Raw genomic sequence first — 15,860 nt, 5'->3', positions numbered from 1 at the left:
TTTTGCACAAATACAATTTTTCATGTGTAAATTCAATTTATATTTAACTAATCGTCCACCGAATATGATGTTTAGCGATCTCTTCTTCAAAACTATACGGCATTCTTTTATTACAAATTACATGTTGAATATGAGAAAACCCTGCAATTCGATAATTTCCTTTCACACTAATCTTCGTATGATCACAAAGAATGAATGTTTTTTCTGCTAATTGAATCATCGCCTCTGATAACTTCGCTTTTTCCAGTTCAAAACTTGATGCTCCGAAACTTGGTAATAATCCATCGATTGAAATAAAAGCCTTATGAAAATGGAATTGGCGAATCATCTGCTGTGAAATAGAACCTGATACACGAGAATGCTTTGGAGATACTTTCCCTCCAATAAAGAGTACTTCACCATGAAACATATTTTTATTAATAGAAGAAATCAATTGTGTTGCAACTGGAAAGGAACTTGTTACAATCGTTAAATTTTTCCGGTGTATGAGATAGGGAACCATTTGGAGTGGTGTACTTCCATCATCAATTACAATAACATCACCATCTTCCACAAACGTCGCTGCTTTATAGCCAATTCGCTTCTTCTCTTCTATATGTAACATTTCCCTTTCTAACATAGATGGTTCTGTACCTACTCCTGGCAATTGAACAGCACCACCGTACACCTTTTTTAACTTTTTTTCACGATCTAATTCTTCTAAATACCTGCGAATTGTTTCGGTTGATACAGAAAACTCTTTTGCTAGTTCGGACACTTTCACTTTTCCTTTAAACTCTACTTTTTCAAGAATAGTACGCTTTCTTTCTTCTCCAGCAACAGACATTCTTTCACCTCGTTTCTTTCACTTATATAGGCACCCTTTTCTCAGCTCTATATGCTGAATTCCTCTTATGCAAAATACGTTTTTTTCATTTCAAAAGATAAATATTGTATGAAATCTAAATGTGCTTCTCGACAAGTTTTACTTGCACGCTTAAACAAAATACTTTCATCCAATTACAACTCCTTCAGAAATACAATCTACTAATTGATGAATATCACTTTCATACACATCACCAATATTCCCAATTCGGAATGTATCTACCTTTGAAATTTTTCCAGGATAAATAACAAATCCATGCTCTTTTAACTCCTCATATAACTGCTGAAATGTAAAACCTTCCCCTGGATATAGAAAAGATGTAATAATAGGAGACTGATATGCTTCATCTAACAATGGCTCAAACCCAACTTCTCTCATTCTCTTCACTAATACTTGTTGATTGTTACGGTAACGGGTATTTCGCGCTTTCACTCCCCCCTCTTCTTCTAACTCGAGCAAGGCTTGATAAAATGCACGTACAGTATGAGTTGGCGATGTAAAACGCCACTTCCCATTTTGAAGTTCCATTGTTTCCCACTGGTCATAAAGGTCTAATGATAAAGAGCGAGCCCTTCCTTTACATTGTTCTAACTCCGTACGCTTTGCAATGACAAATCCAAATCCTGGAACACCTTGAATACATTTATTTGCACTGCTAATCATAAAATCAATTTGTAAATCAGCAACATCCATTTCTACTCCGCCAAAACTACTCATAGCATCCACAATTGTAACTTTTCCATATTGTTTTCCTAACCGACATACATCAGCGATTGGATTGATTATTCCTGTTGTTGTTTCACAATGCACCACCGCAATATGCGTAATTTCCGAGTCTTTTTGTAATATCTCTTCTACTTCTGCAAGATTCGTTGGTTCCCATTCATTTGTATAACTCTCAACAACATTAATATGTAATGTTGTTGCTATTTGAACGATTCGCTTTCCATATGCTCCATTCGTACAAACAAGTAGCTTTCCTTCTTGTGGAATCACGGATCCAATAACTGATTCTACGGAGAATGTACCGCTTCCTTGCATGAAAACAGTTGTATAATATTCCTCTTCTTTCGTCGCCAATGATACAAGACGTTTTCGTATTTCTTGTACTAACTCGTTATATTCTGTATCCCATGTGCACCAATCGTATAGCATTACTTCCTTGACGGTTTTTGTTGTTGTTAATGGCCCTGGCGTTAATAATAAATAGTGATGATTCTTCATAATTTATGCTCCTTTCAAGAAATGATAAATTCTTGTTTTTCGATATATTCGATTACTTGAGGTAACTCTTTCATTGTTTCGATTACATAATGAGCGCCGCTTTCGATAAATCGCTTTCGGACAACTTCCATTCTCTCTTGAAGTGCTACCAAATCCATACTTTCAACTTCTTTTTCTGTCAATCCAAGTTCACTGCTACCAAGAATGACACCAACCGTCCACATTCCTGCATTTCTTCCTTCCTTCATGTCCGAAATTGTATCTCCAACTTTCACCATATGCTTCATTGGGTATACATTAAGTTGCATCGCATTCTGATAACACATCCATGGATACGGACGGCCAGCTGGGACATCATCTGGTGTAACAAGATAATCTGGTTCATATCCTTGCGCTTTTGCTTCTCTTGCCACAATATCCATCATTTCTCTTGTATAGCCTGTTGTGGAACCAATTTTAATTCCTTGACTTCGTAAATAAGTCACTACCTCTTTCACTCCAGAAATCGGCGTTGCATAACGCGGTAAAATGGAAAAGAGAATCTCTTCAAACTCTTCATACATTTCCTGAACATCTGCTTCCGTTGGTAACTGTCCAAAAACTCGCTCCCATTCTCCACGTATACGAGGCATTTCTGTTAATGCACGAACGTGATCAATTTTTAGTAATCCCATCGGCCTTCGTGCCTCTTCAGCCGTAATCATAACACCACGATTTTTAAAAATTTCCATAAACACTTCAAGTGGTGCAAAACATCCATAATCAACTGTTGTACCAGCCCAGTCAAAAATAACAGCCTCAATTTTCATATAATGTCCTCCTTTTTATCTTTTCTGCCATAATGATGTTCGCCTGCGAACAGCCTTTGTTCCCCATTCATAAATCGCTCTCACGACAATATTCGTTACAACAATTAACACACTCATCGCCGCTGCCGGCGCCACGTTTCCAGCATCGTCCATATTTACAATTGAAACAGCTGCTAATTTAAAATCAGCCGCATATAAAAAGACAACTGCTGACACTGTGACCATTGAATTCACAAAATAATACATCACCATTTCTAAAATTGCTGGTAAACACATCGGTACGGTCACTTTAAAAAACATTTTGTGAAAAGGAATGCTCAGCGATTGTGAAACAAGCTCAAACTCTCGATCTAGTTTCTTTAATGCTGTCGTCGCTGTAACAAATGTTACAGCGTAAAAATGAATAATATTTACCAGTACAAGAAGCGCAATCGTGCCATATAAAGAATGAAACGGATTTGTTACTTCCCACCCTAAAAATTGAAGAGTAGGCTGACTAAAGAAAAAGACATATCCAAGCCCCAGCACTAACCCTGGAATAGCTAGTGGAATAATAGAGAAAAAATACCCCACTTTTCTAAAAAACGCTAACTGCTGAATTTTTTCAATGATGTAAGCAAATACAAAAGTGACAATTGCTCCAATGACAGCTGTAATACATGAAACGATTACGCTATTTTTAAAAGCTTCTATTCCATCTCCTGTTAAACTTGAAAAATTGAAGTGTTCTAGTGTAAATGTCATGTTATACGGCCATACTTTCACACTTGCTGCAACTCCAACCGCGACAAATAATAGAATAATCATTAACGTAATAACGGTGCAGTACATAAATGAAATGATATCTCTTGTCTTATTTGGCGTGATCCGGTATGGTACGGCTTTGGAAGATAAAAAGGTTTCCTGTTTTCTATGCGTAATCCGATCCACCATAAAAGCAAATATGGCTGGAAGTAACAATATCATTCCAACAGTTGCCCCCATCGGCATATTCTGTTGTCCAATGACTTGTTTATAAACATCCGTCGCAAGCACATTATACTGCCCTCCTACAATTTTAGGAGCGCCAAAATCAGTAAAACTCAGTGTAAATACAACGAACATAGCGCTAACTAATCCATATTTTACCCCAGGCAATGTAACAGAAAAAAACTGTTTCACCTTGCTCGCACCTAGCATATTTGATGCTTCATGTAATCGGTAATCAGCTCCTTGAAACGCAATGAACAAAATAAGGAACGCTTGTGGAAATGTGTAAATAACTTCAGCGATCGTAATTCCAACAGGACCATACAACGGAATCTGAATCCCTTCAAATAAACCAAATAGCCCCTTTGTTACTAATCCTTGATTTCCAAATAAATATGTAAGTGCGATACCATGCAACATCGTCGGCGCGAATAATGGTAACAATGCAATGTATTGAAATATTCGCTTCCCCAAAACGTTGGTCCTTGCAATTGCATAAGCATACATAAAAGCAAGTGTAACGGAAATTACTGTTGTCATTCCTGAAATCCAAACCGTATTCTGTAAAGATTGAATTAACGTTGGTGTTGTAAAATATTTACTAAAATTTGCAACGCCAACAAATGTACCATCTTTATCATAGAAAGCTTGTGTAAACAGTTGTAGCAGCGGTAAAACGAGCATGATTAGAAAGGCTACAAGCACGCCAAAAATGAGCAACCTTTGTAACCCCTCTTCCTTCCCAATACTTCGCTTGACTTTTTTTTCAGAAATTTCTATTTTGTGATTTTCTAACATGTCCATCTAAACAACGACCTTCTTTCCATACGACAGCATATGCTTCTCTGAAAAAGTGATTTGTAAAGTCGTCCCTTTTTGAATGCGCTGTTTTTCGGCTACAGACGCTAATATATCAACAACAACTCTCTCATTATAAAGATGTGTCTCCTCTTCGATTACACGTACTTCCGCTCGATATACAGATCCTCGAAATTCCATATTTTCGACAACTGTTTTCAATCCATTCTCCTTCACAACCATTATATGTTCAGGACGAATGGCTTGACTTCTATCATTTTGCGAAAAGAAATTGATAGAACCAATAAAGTCTGCTACAAACGGATTAGCTGGTTTTTGATAAATCTCCTCTGGTGTTCCAATTTGCATAATCTCAGCATGATTCATGACAACAATTTTATCAGCCATTGTCAATGCTTCTTCTTGATCATGTGTCACCATAATTGTTGTCACACCTACTTTTTCTTGCAATTCTCGCATTTCCCTGCGCAATTTCTCACGCACTTTTGCATCAAGTGCAGACAATGGCTCATCAAGCAACAGAATATCTGGAGACAGCGCAAGTGCGCGTGCAAGTGCCACTCGTTGCTGTTGTCCACCAGACATTTGAGCAGGATATTTATCTTTCACATTCAACAAATCAACAAGCTCTAATGCCTCTATTGCTTTTCGCTTGATTTCTAGTTTTGGATATCGTTTCGCTTTCAAACCATACTCAATATTTTCAAGTGCAGTTAAATTCGGAAATAACGCATAGGATTGAAAGACCATTCCTACATTTCGTTTTCCAGGAGGCAACGCCGTTATATCTTTTCCGTTAATCGTAATACTACCTACTGTAGGTTCTTCTAAACCAGCCAAAATTCGAAGTAATGTCGTTTTCCCGCAACCACTCGGTCCAAGTAAACAAACAAATTCATTCTTTTTCACTGTAAAAGAAATATCTTTTAATGCCGTAAATGTATCAAACTGTTTTTGAATATGTTGAATGGATAAATATTCGCTCATTTTCTTCTCTCCCACTTACTTTTTCGCTTCTGCTTTTTGTCCAAACTCTTTTTCCCAGCGCTCTAAGATTTTATCTCGATTTTCAGCAACCCATTTAAAATCATTCTCTCTATACAACTTATCGGTCACATTTTTTGGAAAACCATCTGGAAGTTTATAATCATTTTTAATTGTTGCAAATCCATTTTTCTCAAAATATAATTTCATAACATCATCTGTAATGGCCCAGTCTAAAAAGGCTTTGGCAAGCTTTTCATTTTTAGCGTCCTCTTTCTTAATGAGTGCATTTGCTTCTACTTCCCAGCCTAGACCTTCTTTTGGAAGAACGACTTCAATCGGAGCACCTTTTTGTTTCTCCTTCAAACCGCTATAAATCATAGATACACCGACAGGATGCTCCCCAGCACCTGCTAATTTTGCCGGTTTTGAACCAGAATGCGTATAAGTTGCTATATTCTCATGAAGTTTCTTCATGTAAGCCCATCCCTTCTCTTCACCCATGATTTGCAACCATGCAGACACTGTTAGAAATCCTGTGCCTGAAGAAGCTGGGTGCGGCATCACAAGCGTTCCTTTATATTCTGGTTTTGTTAAATCTTCGTATGATGCTGGCATCGGTAATTTTTTCTTTTTCAATTCCTCTTTATTCACTGCAATGCCTGTCATAAAAGCTGTATTTCCAACCCATTTCTCCGGCTTTTTATCATCTTTAAATTGAGGAAGAACACGATCTACACCTTTTGGAGAATACTCTTTTAACATTTCTTTCTTATCTAAAGCAAGAAGACTAGACGCTGCCATTCCCCATACGACATCCGCATTTGTATTTTTTCCTTCTGCTAACAATTTCGCTGTAATAACTCCCGTTGAATCACGAACGATATTTAATTTCACATCCGGATATTTTTTTTTAAAAGAGTTAAGATAAGTTGGTACAAGCTCTTCTTCAATCGCTGTGTAAACAGTTAATGTCCCAGACAATTTATCATCCTTTGCTTTCGCATCAGCAGTGGCTTCTTTTTTTGCAGCTCCACAGCCCATTAATAAAGAAAATGTCATCGCCGCTGTCACCGCTTTACAAAACATTTTTTTCACTGTTTCCCTCTCCTTTAACTTTTCTTATGTACAATTCAAATATAAACTATTAGTGTAAAAGGAGTATTAAACCAACATTAATCTTTTGTTTGTTGTGTCTATTTGTGCAATACGTTGCTACTTCAATGTTCTTCCGGACTTTTTCGTCAATTTAAAACAATAAATTTACAAATAATTAAAAAAACATTTAAAATCCCACAAAAAAATGAGGCATTTGTAAAAAATGTCCCATAATAAAAACAATATTTGTAAAAGAGCCCACCCACGGCAGGCTCTTAAAAGTCCAATTCATAAGCACTACGAATCAACAGAGGATAAACCTCCACTAATTAAAGTTTCGCTTTATTTTTGCTTCCCTTTTTTTGAATTACGATTCGCATATTTCGCTGGATTTTCATTTTCATATTCTAATGCAAACTCTGCATCGGGCAAACTTTCTTTTGGTGTTTTATTATGATTGACTGCTGCATGTTGTTTTACTTTTCGCTTTACCATACATTTCAGCCTCCTTATGAAAAGTCTTTACTCTAATAGATTAAGGAGACTACTTCATTTTATAACTGGGAAGTGTTAACATGTACAAAATACTATACTCGCGGAAAGACTATATATGATTGTGCTCATTATAAAAAAAGGAAGGATTACTTTGAAGAAAGCATCAAAAATTCAATCACCAATTTTAGACGAAACGCTTCCGCATCAAATAAACTTTCCGTCCTATAAAGGAAGCGGAAAAAAGATGCAAGAGCCTTTTACTAATCAATATGGTGTTGTCATTGGGGACAGTCAATACAATTCACCAAACAGTCCTCTTAATCATTGGAGCGATGACATTGACCCTGCTATTATGGCCGGTGAAGAGTGGATCCACCCAACGAATGACATCGGATGGATTTCAGAAGAAAACCAAAAGTTATTAAAAAATAAAACCCAAAAAACAGAAGATATATTTATGCATCCACAATTTGGGATTCACGATTAAAAAAACCATTCTGCCTCCTTAGGTAGAATGGTTTCAAGTTATCCAATGATAATTCGTTCTTTCGGATATTTATAGCGTGGCGGCTGTTCTCTTCCACCGCTTGCTAAAATAAAGGTTAAAATCCCTACACGTCCAATAAACATAAGAACAATTAGGACACATTTTCCAACAGTTGTTAAATCTGATGTGATACCAGTCGATAAACCGGTCGTTCCAAAGGCTGAGCAAACTTCAACAATTAATTTCATAAGTGGTGCTGTTTCTGTAATAGATAAAATAAATAATGCTGAGGCACATAATAAAATGCCCATCGTCATCACAACAGATGCTTTTAAAATATCTTCCTCATGTAATTGGCGTTTAAAAATACGCACCGTTCTTCCACCTTTTGCAAATGAATATAAAGAAAGAATGTTAACTGCAAAAGTTGTTGTACGTATTCCCCCTCCAACTGAACTTGGCGAAGCACCGATAAACATTAACACACTCATAAATAGTAGTGTTGGTTGTGACAAGTCCCTTATATCCATTGTCGCTAATCCACCACTTCTTGTCGTTACAGATTGAAACAATGCATAAAACAATGTTTCATGCCATGACTTTCCCGTGAAAAATCGGTCCTGCTCTAATAAAATAATGACGATCGTACCAACAACAATAAGCGCAAAAAATGTCGTAGTCGTTAATTTTGTAAATAATGAAAAGCGGAACAATTGATGTTTCCTCTTACTTATGTACTGCTTTATTTCCATTAATACCGGAAAACCGATTGCTCCTAAAATAATCAATAGCATATGAATGATTTGTACAATATAATCCTTTTGATAAGGGATAAGCGATTGACCTGTTAAATCAAACCCACCATTTGTTGTCGCACTAATTGCAGCAAAAAAACCATGAAAATAGGCTTCTTGCCATGTTGAAAAATAATTTAAAAACCTCGTTCCTAAAAGAAGCGCACCGACGAGTTCTATTGAAATAATGACAATCAAAATAGATCGCATCAATTCAACAAGGCCAGATAAATTTCCTTGGTTATGGTCGGCCATAATTAATCGTCTACGTTGTAAACCAATTTTTTTACCTGTTAAAATCCAAAGAAACGTTCCAAGCGCCATAATTCCTAAACCGCCTAATTGTAAAACGAAAGCTAAAACAATAATCCCCACTGTATTAAATGTATCGGGAATTGAAACAACTGAAAGTCCTGTAACACTTACAGCACTAACCGATGTAAACAACGCATCTATAAACGTCCACTTTACCCCCGGTTTAATAACAAAGGGCATACTTAAGAGAATTACCGAGACAATGACTGCTATAAAATAAAAGAAAACGATAAGCTGCACTGGTCGTAATTTTTGTAAAAATTTCTTTATACCTTTCATTCCATCACTTCGCTACCTTTTTTCCATCAATTAAATAAAGAAAAAATTATTTTCCTCTCCCTGTTTGTTCCTAATATACGTAGTACATCCCTACTGCACCGCGACTAACAATAAACACATCACATATCATATCATTTTCCAATAGCGAATAACAAGGTATACTCTTTCCTTTACTTCAAAACAAATTCTCACTTTTGCCGTTTTTTGATTATACTTCTATATTCGTTTCGTTCCTTTCATCCCGCTATTTTAGGACAGTAAAGCTCTCATAGTAAAAGTAAAGAACCACATGCTAATGTAAAATACTTCACTGTTCATCATGTCATAGAAAAAATCCAGCTAGCTACCGTTAGCTGGATTTTTTCACTTTATTGAGAGCGCTCTTCAAGCCACTCCCCAATGGTTGGATATGTTTGTTTTACAGCTGTTCCACCATATACGATAGACATATGTCCTGTCGGCAAGCAAACATATTGTTTATCCACACTAGAAATATGTTCTAACAATGCTTCTACTTGACACGGTAAAGCAATGTGATCACGTCTAGCAGAAATGTTTAATACATTTGCCTTAATGTTTTTTAAATCCACTTTTTGTCCTCGAATAACAAGCTCACCTTTTACTAGTTTATTCTTTTGATAAAAGTCACGAATCCATTGTCTATATGCTTCTCCTGGGAATGGAATTCCATCTCCCACCCATTTTTGAACCAGCTTCCAGCTTGTTACAAACTTTTCGTTTTCTGATCGATCCAGTAATGCTACATACGGCCCTACAAAATTTGTAACTGGTTTTAACATTTTATTTCCGAAATCAATCATCTCTGGAGGTATATTTCCAAATGTATCAACAGCTTTATCTAAGTTAAAATATTTTTCATCTAATAAAGGACCATATAATCCTGTATTAGAAAAATCAAACGGACTTGTCATAAAAATTAAATTGCGAATCGGCATGTGCGGATGAAGTGCTGCATAAATAGAAGTTAACGTTCCGCCCATGCAATAACCTAATAATGAAATCTCGTCCGATTTTGCAGTTCGCATTACCTTCTTCACTGCTTTTGCAATATAGTCGAATACGAAATCATCAAATTTCAAATGACGATCCTCTAAGCCAAATGTTCCCCAGTCTAACATATACACATCAAAACCACGATCTACTAAATATTCTACCAAGCTGTTTCCTGGTGTTAAATCCATAATATACGGCTTATTGATTAAAGCATATATTAATAAAATAGGAACTGAATGTGTCGTTTCCTGCTTTGGAATATAACGATATAATTTCGCTTTGTTCTTTGTCCAAATGACCTCTTTCGGCGTTAAACCAACTTGCGGTTCCGGTTCGCGCAATAAAACCTCACTTGCTCTCTTCAAACGACGATATGCATTTCGATACTCTTCTGGGCATAACTCCAATTGTTTTTCCCATTCAGTTACGAATGTAGTCATTTTTCTATCTCCCTTTTCGATTAATTTCCTTCTTCAAAAAAGAAGTGCACTCCTGCTATGGATATGCACTTTTTTCTCGCTTCATTACATATATAATCCGCCATTAATATTTAATTGCTGCCCTGTAATATATGCTCCATCTCGGCACAGATACACAACGCCTTTTGCAATTTCATCCGCTTGTCCAAATCGTTTCTTTGGAATCTTCGCAACGATTTGCTCACGAACATTTTCCGGTACTTCTGCAACCATCTCAGTATCAATAAAACCTGGGCAGATTGCATTTACTGTTACATTTGTTTTCGCAAGCTCTAACGCTAACGATTTGGTAAATCCTATCATACCTGCTTTCGCAGCGGCATAGTTCGTTTGACCGAATCCGCCTGCTTGTCCAATAATAGAAGAAATACTAATAATCCTTCCACCTTCAGACTCTGTTATGTAAGGAAGCGCTGCGCTTGTTGTGTTGAATACACTACTTAAGTTCACATCAATGACGCGCTCCCAATCTTCACGATTCAACTTTTTAAACGTACGATCTCTTGTAATACCAGCATTATTAACTAAAATATCTACTTTACCAAAGTGATTCACAGTTTCATCTACAAGGCGCTTTGCATCTTCTAACTTTGAAACATCAGCTTGAACTGCATATACATCATGACCCTCTGTTCCTAGCTCATTTACAAGATTTTCAGCTGCTTCTTTACTGCTATTGTAATTCATAACAACCTTTACTCCTTCTTTTGCTAAAGCCACCGTAATTGCTTTCCCAATTCCTTTTGCTCCGCCTGTTACAATTGCAACTTTTCCATTTAATTGAGTCATTTCTTTTCCCCCTTTAATGAATTGTGAACAATAGTTAATAACTCCATTTGGTACTTATTCAAAAAATCCTATATATAGTATGTTTTCGCCGTTTACACAATCTCAAGAAAGTTCTCCCCATCTTTTTTGAAATTGATAAACAAGGCGCCTATTCCTTATTTTTTATTTTCTGGTTTCACTTGTGCTTTTGTCTCTTCCTTCACAGGGTCTTGTAATTTTGCTAATGTTTCATTTTGTTTTTCTAATAATTCTAAAATTTTATCAACTTTATTTTCTAAAGTTCGAATGTCTTGTTTCACTTTTGTCACATCACGTTTTAGCGTAGGAGATTGGCCTAAAGTTTCTGCTTTTTCCTCTAGAATTTCCTCAATGTTATCAACCTTATTTTCCAAGTTAATAACAAGTGTTGCTACCCTAGCAATGTCTTCTTGAGTCGGTATGTTTACTTTTTCTAAATAGCCCTTCGTTACATCATTTAACATTTTCTGATAAAACAAGTTCAAATCTAGAACGCTTCCCATCCAAGCAGAATACTCTTCTGTTTTGATTGTTTCATTTAATGCTTTTCCCCAAAACGTTTCTGTTTTTTCATAAACCTCTTTCCATGTTTGCAGTGGATCAAATTTTTGATCAATCACTTCTCCTACACTCCTTTATTCGTTTTTGAAACAATTCAACCTATTCACTATTTTCTGATATTATAAAAAAAACTTCAAGTCTGTATTTTACTTTTTTATTCCAATAAATGTATTGACATGAGAAACAGATAGGTGTAAATTGCACTTATAAGCAAAAAATTCCATCTAACTGATTCATGAGGTGATGTACAATCATGCTACATAATGAACCAGACCAACAAGAAAGTATTGAAAAAATCTCAGCAAAACAACCAAACTCCATGCCAAAAAACTTCTTAGTTCCCTTCTTACTTCTCTGTCTGAAAGACTGGAGTCTTCACGGTTACAAACTCATTCAAATGCTAATGGACATCGGCTTTTCTTCTATCGATCAAGGTAATGTTTATCGAACATTACGCAAATTAGAAAAAGAAAATCTTATTTCTTCAACTTGGGATACAAGTGAAGGAGGGCCAGCAAAACGTATCTACTCTTTAACGGAATATGGAGAGCAATATTTAGCAACATGCGCGACCTCTTTTGAACATTACCAAAATATGTTGCGAACATTTTTCACTTTATACACCAATGCATTCTTTCCGTTTTCTACTTCTCCAGACAAGGATGAAAAAAATTCTTCATCTTCACCTGGTGGTACAGCAGAATAATCTGCGTTCACAATATGTAAAAAAACATTTGGAGGTCAAACTATGGAAACTAAACCATATGAACTTATCGATGCATTTTGGAAAAATTGGTCACATTCGCTTTCCCTTTTTTCTTCAGCGGGAAAACAATTAGAACAACTTACATTAGAAATATTAAAACAACAACAAGACGCTTTGCATAAACTAACAGCAGGAGTTGACGAACTAGAAAAAGAACTTCAACAATTCACTGCTCAATGGAACAGCCAATATACAGAATATGTGAACCAACTTACAGGCAATTCTCTAAATGATCAAATTCATGAGTGGCAAGAAAAATGGAATGAACTCTCTAACCACATTCATCAACTTACTGTTTCTCCTACAAAAACATCACTGTCTATTCTTACACAAACAAGCGGTCAATTCGAGGAAACAACAAAACAATTTATTGAGCAACATCAACTTCAGCGTGAGGAACTTCAAAAACAATTAGATGATTTTTTGACGGAGTTCAAGTCTACACAACTGGAACTTGTAAAAAAGTTCGAGGAAAACTCCAAAAATCTATTTACTTCCATCAAATAAGAAAAATGTGGCAGCTTACTGCTAAACAAACAAAACTCTTTCTTCCTCCTATTGCATCTAGATGGCTTACATTTTTCGATATGGAAAAGAAGGAGGATCACATGAATCTATTTCAAGAAGCACAATCCGTTCAAGAGCTTCAGTACGATGAGATTCAAGTTGGCGATCAAGCTTCATTAACCAAAACGATTACAAATGAAGATATCCTTGCTTTTGCAAAATTAACTGGGGACGTCAACCCCATTCATATACTAGATTCCTTTGCAAAAACAACAATCTTCAAAGAGCGTATCGCACATGGAATGCTTGTTTCAGGTTTTATTTCTACTGTTCTCGGTACGCAATTGCCAGGTAAAAATACCATCTATTTATCGCAAAATGTTTCATTTCGTGCACCTGTAAAAATTGGTGATACATTACGCGTTATAGTAGAAGTGATAAAAAAACGTGATGATAAAAAAATCATTACATTGCAAACAAACATATATAACCAATCAAATGTTATTGTTGTCGAAGGAACTGCAACGATACTCAAAAAGGAGTAGCAAATGAGCTACTCCTTTTGTATATCCAAGAACTACTAATCCCTCCGATTACTTCCGCGTATGACTGGCTCTATAACACATACAATAACGATACCAGTTACCAAACTGGATTATAGACAAGGATGTGTGTATAAATGGTAAAAACAAATAAATTACTTGTTCCTGGTGCTGAACAAGCGCTGGAACAATTCAAATACGAAATTGCGCAAGAGTTCGGCGTAAACTTAGGATCGAATACAGTTGCTCGTGCTAATGGATCTGTCGGTGGCGAAGTAACAAAACGTCTTGTTTCTTTAGCACAACAACAATTGCGTGGATAATTTTATACTGTTTGGATTTAGAAGGCAGAGATTCTGCCTTTTTCTTTTTAGACATACATTATATTTCTTCTTCACATACTACAGAGAGCACACTGAAAGGACAGATGTACATGAAACAGATTAATATGAAAATGAGCCCACCTCGTGTACTCATTTTATCTTTTATGATGCTCTCCATTGCTGGAACATGCTTATTAAAACTCCCCGTTTCAACAACAACTTCTATTTCATGGCTAGATGCTTTATTTACAACTGTTTCTGCCTGTACCGTTACTGGACTAGGTGTTGTAGATACAGGGAAAATATTCACTACATTTGGACAATGTGTCATTTTATTTCTCATTCAAGTCGGTGGACTAGGTATTATGAGCTTTGCCGTATTCATTGCGATTATGTTAGGAAGAAAAATTGGACTTCAAAACCGAATATTACTCCAACAAGCATTAAATCAAACGAATATTGGCGGTGTAATCGGCCTTGTCAAATCTTTGTTTATATTTTCGTTTACAGTTGAGTGTATCGCAGCTCTTTTTCTTTCGTTCGAATGGATTCCTAAATATGGTATAAAGAAAGGGGTCTATTATAGTTTGTTTCACTCCATTTCTGCATTTAATAATGCCGGTTTTTCCATCTGGAGTGACAATTTAATGTCTCAATCTCACAGTATTCTTGTGAATATTGTTATTTCGACTTTAATTATTTTAGGAGGGATGGGTTTTACAGTCATCGTGGACATAAAACGAAAAAAGAGTTTTAAAACACTGACCTTACATTCTAAACTTATGCTCTCTTCTACTCTTATAATTAATATTATTGCAACACTTTTAATTTTTATATTTGAATTTCATAATTCTATCTCCATGAAAGGATTTACACCATTTGAAGAAACATTAGCTGCCTACTTTCAAGCCATTTCGACACGCACTGCTGGTTTTAATACAGTTGATATCGCACAGCTCTCCACCCCCTCTCTTTTACTCATGATGCTACTTATGTTTATCGGGGCTGGTAGTGCATCTACGGGAGGTGGTATTAAATTAACAACCTTTTTAATTATGTTATTTGGTGTATTTAAGTTCCTTCAAGAACAAGATGATATTGTTATTTTTAAAAAATCGATAAAAGATACTCTTATCGTTAAATCTTTAACAATTACTGTCATATCCATTTCATTTATTTTCTTTTCCATACTTATTTTAAGCATTACTGAACAAACCCCTCTTTTCATGAGTGCATTCGAAGTTTTTTCGGCATTTGGAACCGTTGGATTAAGCATGGGACTTACACCGCAGCTAACGGTCATTGGAAAATTTATTATTATATTTATGATGTTTTTTGGAAAGATGGGTCCACTAACACTAGCCTTTTCCTTTGCACGTAAAAAGCAAAAAAAAATAAAATATCCAAACGAAGATCTTTTAACAGGTTGACAACCAATTCCATCCCTCATATAATATAACTACAATAACATATCTCCAAAGGGGAGTAGCGTCCAAGAAATAATTCTTGGAAACAAAGTCGTCATTACGTAGAACTTAGTTCTTCCGGCTTTGTTGGCATTTTCATTACATATGTCTAGCAAGACCTTTGCCTACCAACGGCAGAGGTCTTTTTTGCATTCTTTTCCAGATTCTTCTACCGCTGATAGGTAGGAGTATGGGGAAACTAAACTGTGGGGATTTTCGTCACTCGTTTAGGATTTATACAAATGAGAGGAGAATGT

17 protein-coding genes and 1 riboswitch are annotated in these 15,860 nt (G+C 35.9%); of the genes, 6 read left to right on the top strand and 11 right to left on the bottom strand.

What is annotated here, in order from left to right; translation table 11 throughout:
* Positions 1-43: 43 nt before the first annotated feature.
* The 7 genes from BCER98_RS05715 to BCER98_RS22405 all read right to left on the bottom strand — a co-directional run bounded on the left by BCER98_RS05715 (position 44) and on the right by BCER98_RS22405 (position 7,263).
* Positions 44-826 (bottom strand): DeoR/GlpR family DNA-binding transcription regulator, encoded by a 783-nt coding sequence (locus BCER98_RS05715; protein ID WP_011984132.1) that lies wholly within the window; start codon positions 824-826, stop codon positions 44-46.
* A gap of 165 nt (positions 827-991) precedes the next feature.
* Positions 992-2,089: a 2-aminoethylphosphonate--pyruvate transaminase gene (phnW, locus tag BCER98_RS05710; RefSeq protein WP_011984131.1), complete on the bottom strand. Its 1,098-nt coding sequence runs from the start codon at positions 2,087-2,089 to the stop codon at positions 992-994.
* Positions 2,090-2,103: 14 nt separating this feature from the next.
* Positions 2,104-2,898 carry a phosphonoacetaldehyde hydrolase gene (phnX, locus tag BCER98_RS05705; RefSeq protein WP_011984130.1) on the bottom strand — a complete coding sequence of 265 codons (795 nt, stop codon included), beginning with the start codon at positions 2,896-2,898 and terminating at the stop codon, positions 2,104-2,106.
* Between the two features lie 15 nt (positions 2,899-2,913).
* Complete coding sequence (locus BCER98_RS05700; RefSeq protein WP_011984129.1) at positions 2,914-4,671, bottom strand: putative 2-aminoethylphosphonate ABC transporter permease subunit; 1,758 nt, start codon at positions 4,669-4,671, stop codon at positions 2,914-2,916.
* The gene (locus BCER98_RS05695) at positions 4,672-5,673 is read right to left on the bottom strand and encodes an ATP-binding cassette domain-containing protein (protein ID WP_011984128.1); all 1,002 of its coding nucleotides are present in this window, start codon (positions 5,671-5,673) and stop codon (positions 4,672-4,674) included.
* 15 nt (positions 5,674-5,688) lie between these two features.
* Positions 5,689-6,768 (bottom strand): putative 2-aminoethylphosphonate ABC transporter substrate-binding protein, encoded by a 1,080-nt coding sequence (locus BCER98_RS05690; protein WP_041809548.1) that lies wholly within the window; start codon positions 6,766-6,768, stop codon positions 5,689-5,691.
* Between the two features lie 342 nt (positions 6,769-7,110).
* Positions 7,111-7,263: a hypothetical protein gene (locus tag BCER98_RS22405; RefSeq protein WP_011984126.1), complete on the bottom strand. Its 153-nt coding sequence runs from the start codon at positions 7,261-7,263 to the stop codon at positions 7,111-7,113.
* Between the two features lie 151 nt (positions 7,264-7,414).
* Here BCER98_RS22405 and BCER98_RS05680 point away from each other — a divergent pair, with 151 nt between their 5' ends.
* A complete protein-coding gene (locus BCER98_RS05680) occupies positions 7,415-7,750 on the top strand; it encodes a DUF3905 domain-containing protein (protein WP_011984125.1) in 336 nt (111 codons plus the stop codon).
* Positions 7,751-7,788: 38 nt separating this feature from the next.
* Here the strand turns inward: BCER98_RS05680 and BCER98_RS05675 are convergent, their stop codons facing one another.
* The 4 genes from BCER98_RS05675 to phaR all read right to left on the bottom strand — a co-directional run bounded on the left by BCER98_RS05675 (position 7,789) and on the right by phaR (position 12,058).
* Positions 7,789-9,138 (bottom strand): TrkH family potassium uptake protein, encoded by a 1,350-nt coding sequence (locus tag BCER98_RS05675; RefSeq protein ID WP_011984124.1) that lies wholly within the window; start codon positions 9,136-9,138, stop codon positions 7,789-7,791.
* A gap of 368 nt (positions 9,139-9,506) precedes the next feature.
* The gene (gene phaC / locus BCER98_RS05670; RefSeq protein ID WP_011984123.1) at positions 9,507-10,592 is read right to left on the bottom strand and encodes a class III poly(R)-hydroxyalkanoic acid synthase subunit PhaC; all 1,086 of its coding nucleotides are present in this window, start codon (positions 10,590-10,592) and stop codon (positions 9,507-9,509) included.
* A gap of 84 nt (positions 10,593-10,676) precedes the next feature.
* Positions 10,677-11,420 (bottom strand): acetoacetyl-CoA reductase, encoded by a 744-nt coding sequence (locus BCER98_RS05665; RefSeq protein WP_011984122.1) that lies wholly within the window; start codon positions 11,418-11,420, stop codon positions 10,677-10,679.
* A 155-nt stretch (positions 11,421-11,575) separates the two neighbouring features.
* The gene (gene phaR, locus BCER98_RS05660) at positions 11,576-12,058 is read right to left on the bottom strand and encodes a polyhydroxyalkanoic acid synthase subunit PhaR (RefSeq protein ID WP_011984121.1); all 483 of its coding nucleotides are present in this window, start codon (positions 12,056-12,058) and stop codon (positions 11,576-11,578) included.
* A gap of 194 nt (positions 12,059-12,252) precedes the next feature.
* On the opposite strand from phaR, the gene phaQ reads away from it, so the two are divergent.
* The 5 genes from phaQ to BCER98_RS05635 all read left to right on the top strand — a co-directional run bounded on the left by phaQ (position 12,253) and on the right by BCER98_RS05635 (position 15,567).
* Positions 12,253-12,705: a poly-beta-hydroxybutyrate-responsive repressor gene (gene phaQ, locus BCER98_RS05655; RefSeq protein ID WP_011984120.1), complete on the top strand. Its 453-nt coding sequence runs from the start codon at positions 12,253-12,255 to the stop codon at positions 12,703-12,705.
* 42 nt (positions 12,706-12,747) lie between these two features.
* Complete coding sequence (phaP, locus tag BCER98_RS05650; protein ID WP_011984119.1) at positions 12,748-13,272, top strand: polyhydroxyalkanoic acid inclusion protein PhaP; 525 nt, start codon at positions 12,748-12,750, stop codon at positions 13,270-13,272.
* 101 nt (positions 13,273-13,373) lie between these two features.
* Positions 13,374-13,817, top strand: coding sequence for a MaoC family dehydratase (locus tag BCER98_RS05645; protein ID WP_011984118.1), 444 nt, complete (start codon positions 13,374-13,376; stop codon positions 13,815-13,817).
* A gap of 134 nt (positions 13,818-13,951) precedes the next feature.
* Positions 13,952-14,137, top strand: coding sequence for an alpha/beta-type small acid-soluble spore protein (locus BCER98_RS05640; RefSeq protein ID WP_011984117.1), 186 nt, complete (start codon positions 13,952-13,954; stop codon positions 14,135-14,137).
* A gap of 110 nt (positions 14,138-14,247) precedes the next feature.
* Positions 14,248-15,567 (top strand): TrkH family potassium uptake protein, encoded by a 1,320-nt coding sequence (locus BCER98_RS05635; protein WP_011984116.1) that lies wholly within the window; start codon positions 14,248-14,250, stop codon positions 15,565-15,567.
* Between the two features lie 38 nt (positions 15,568-15,605).
* Positions 15,606-15,780: riboswitch (yybP-ykoY riboswitch) on the top strand.
* Positions 15,781-15,860 lie beyond the last annotated feature (80 nt).

Source organism: Bacillus cytotoxicus NVH 391-98, from assembly GCF_000017425.1.
GTDB lineage: Bacteria > Bacillota > Bacilli > Bacillales > Bacillaceae_G > Bacillus_A > Bacillus_A cytotoxicus.
Note: the sequence above shows the minus strand (reverse complement) of the source record. Positions and strands in the feature narration are given on the sequence as shown.

What these genes read in the sequence shown, in the direction of transcription:
- BCER98_RS05695 (WP_011984128.1), bottom strand. Translation starts at nt 5,673, where the DNA reads ATGAGCGAATATTTATCCATTCAACATATTCAAAAACAGTTTGATACA.
- BCER98_RS05635 (WP_011984116.1), top strand. Translation starts at nt 14,248, where the DNA reads ATGAAACAGATTAATATGAAAATGAGCCCACCTCGTGTACTCATTTTA.
- BCER98_RS05700 (WP_011984129.1), bottom strand. Translation starts at nt 4,671, where the DNA reads ATGGACATGTTAGAAAATCACAAAATAGAAATTTCTGAAAAAAAAGTC.
- phaC (WP_011984123.1), bottom strand. Translation starts at nt 10,592, where the DNA reads ATGACTACATTCGTAACTGAATGGGAAAAACAATTGGAGTTATGCCCA.
- phnX (WP_011984130.1), bottom strand. Translation starts at nt 2,898, where the DNA reads ATGAAAATTGAGGCTGTTATTTTTGACTGGGCTGGTACAACAGTTGAT.
- BCER98_RS05640 (WP_011984117.1), top strand. Translation starts at nt 13,952, where the DNA reads ATGGTAAAAACAAATAAATTACTTGTTCCTGGTGCTGAACAAGCGCTG.
- phnW (WP_011984131.1), bottom strand. Translation starts at nt 2,089, where the DNA reads ATGAAGAATCATCACTATTTATTATTAACGCCAGGGCCATTAACAACA.
- BCER98_RS05645 (WP_011984118.1), top strand. Translation starts at nt 13,374, where the DNA reads ATGAATCTATTTCAAGAAGCACAATCCGTTCAAGAGCTTCAGTACGAT.
- BCER98_RS05665 (WP_011984122.1), bottom strand. Translation starts at nt 11,420, where the DNA reads ATGACTCAATTAAATGGAAAAGTTGCAATTGTAACAGGCGGAGCAAAA.
- BCER98_RS22405 (WP_011984126.1), bottom strand. Translation starts at nt 7,263, where the DNA reads ATGGTAAAGCGAAAAGTAAAACAACATGCAGCAGTCAATCATAATAAA.
- BCER98_RS05675 (WP_011984124.1), bottom strand. Translation starts at nt 9,138, where the DNA reads ATGAAAGGTATAAAGAAATTTTTACAAAAATTACGACCAGTGCAGCTT.
- BCER98_RS05715 (WP_011984132.1), bottom strand. Translation starts at nt 826, where the DNA reads ATGTCTGTTGCTGGAGAAGAAAGAAAGCGTACTATTCTTGAAAAAGTA.
- phaQ (WP_011984120.1), top strand. Translation starts at nt 12,253, where the DNA reads ATGCTACATAATGAACCAGACCAACAAGAAAGTATTGAAAAAATCTCA.
- phaP (WP_011984119.1), top strand. Translation starts at nt 12,748, where the DNA reads ATGGAAACTAAACCATATGAACTTATCGATGCATTTTGGAAAAATTGG.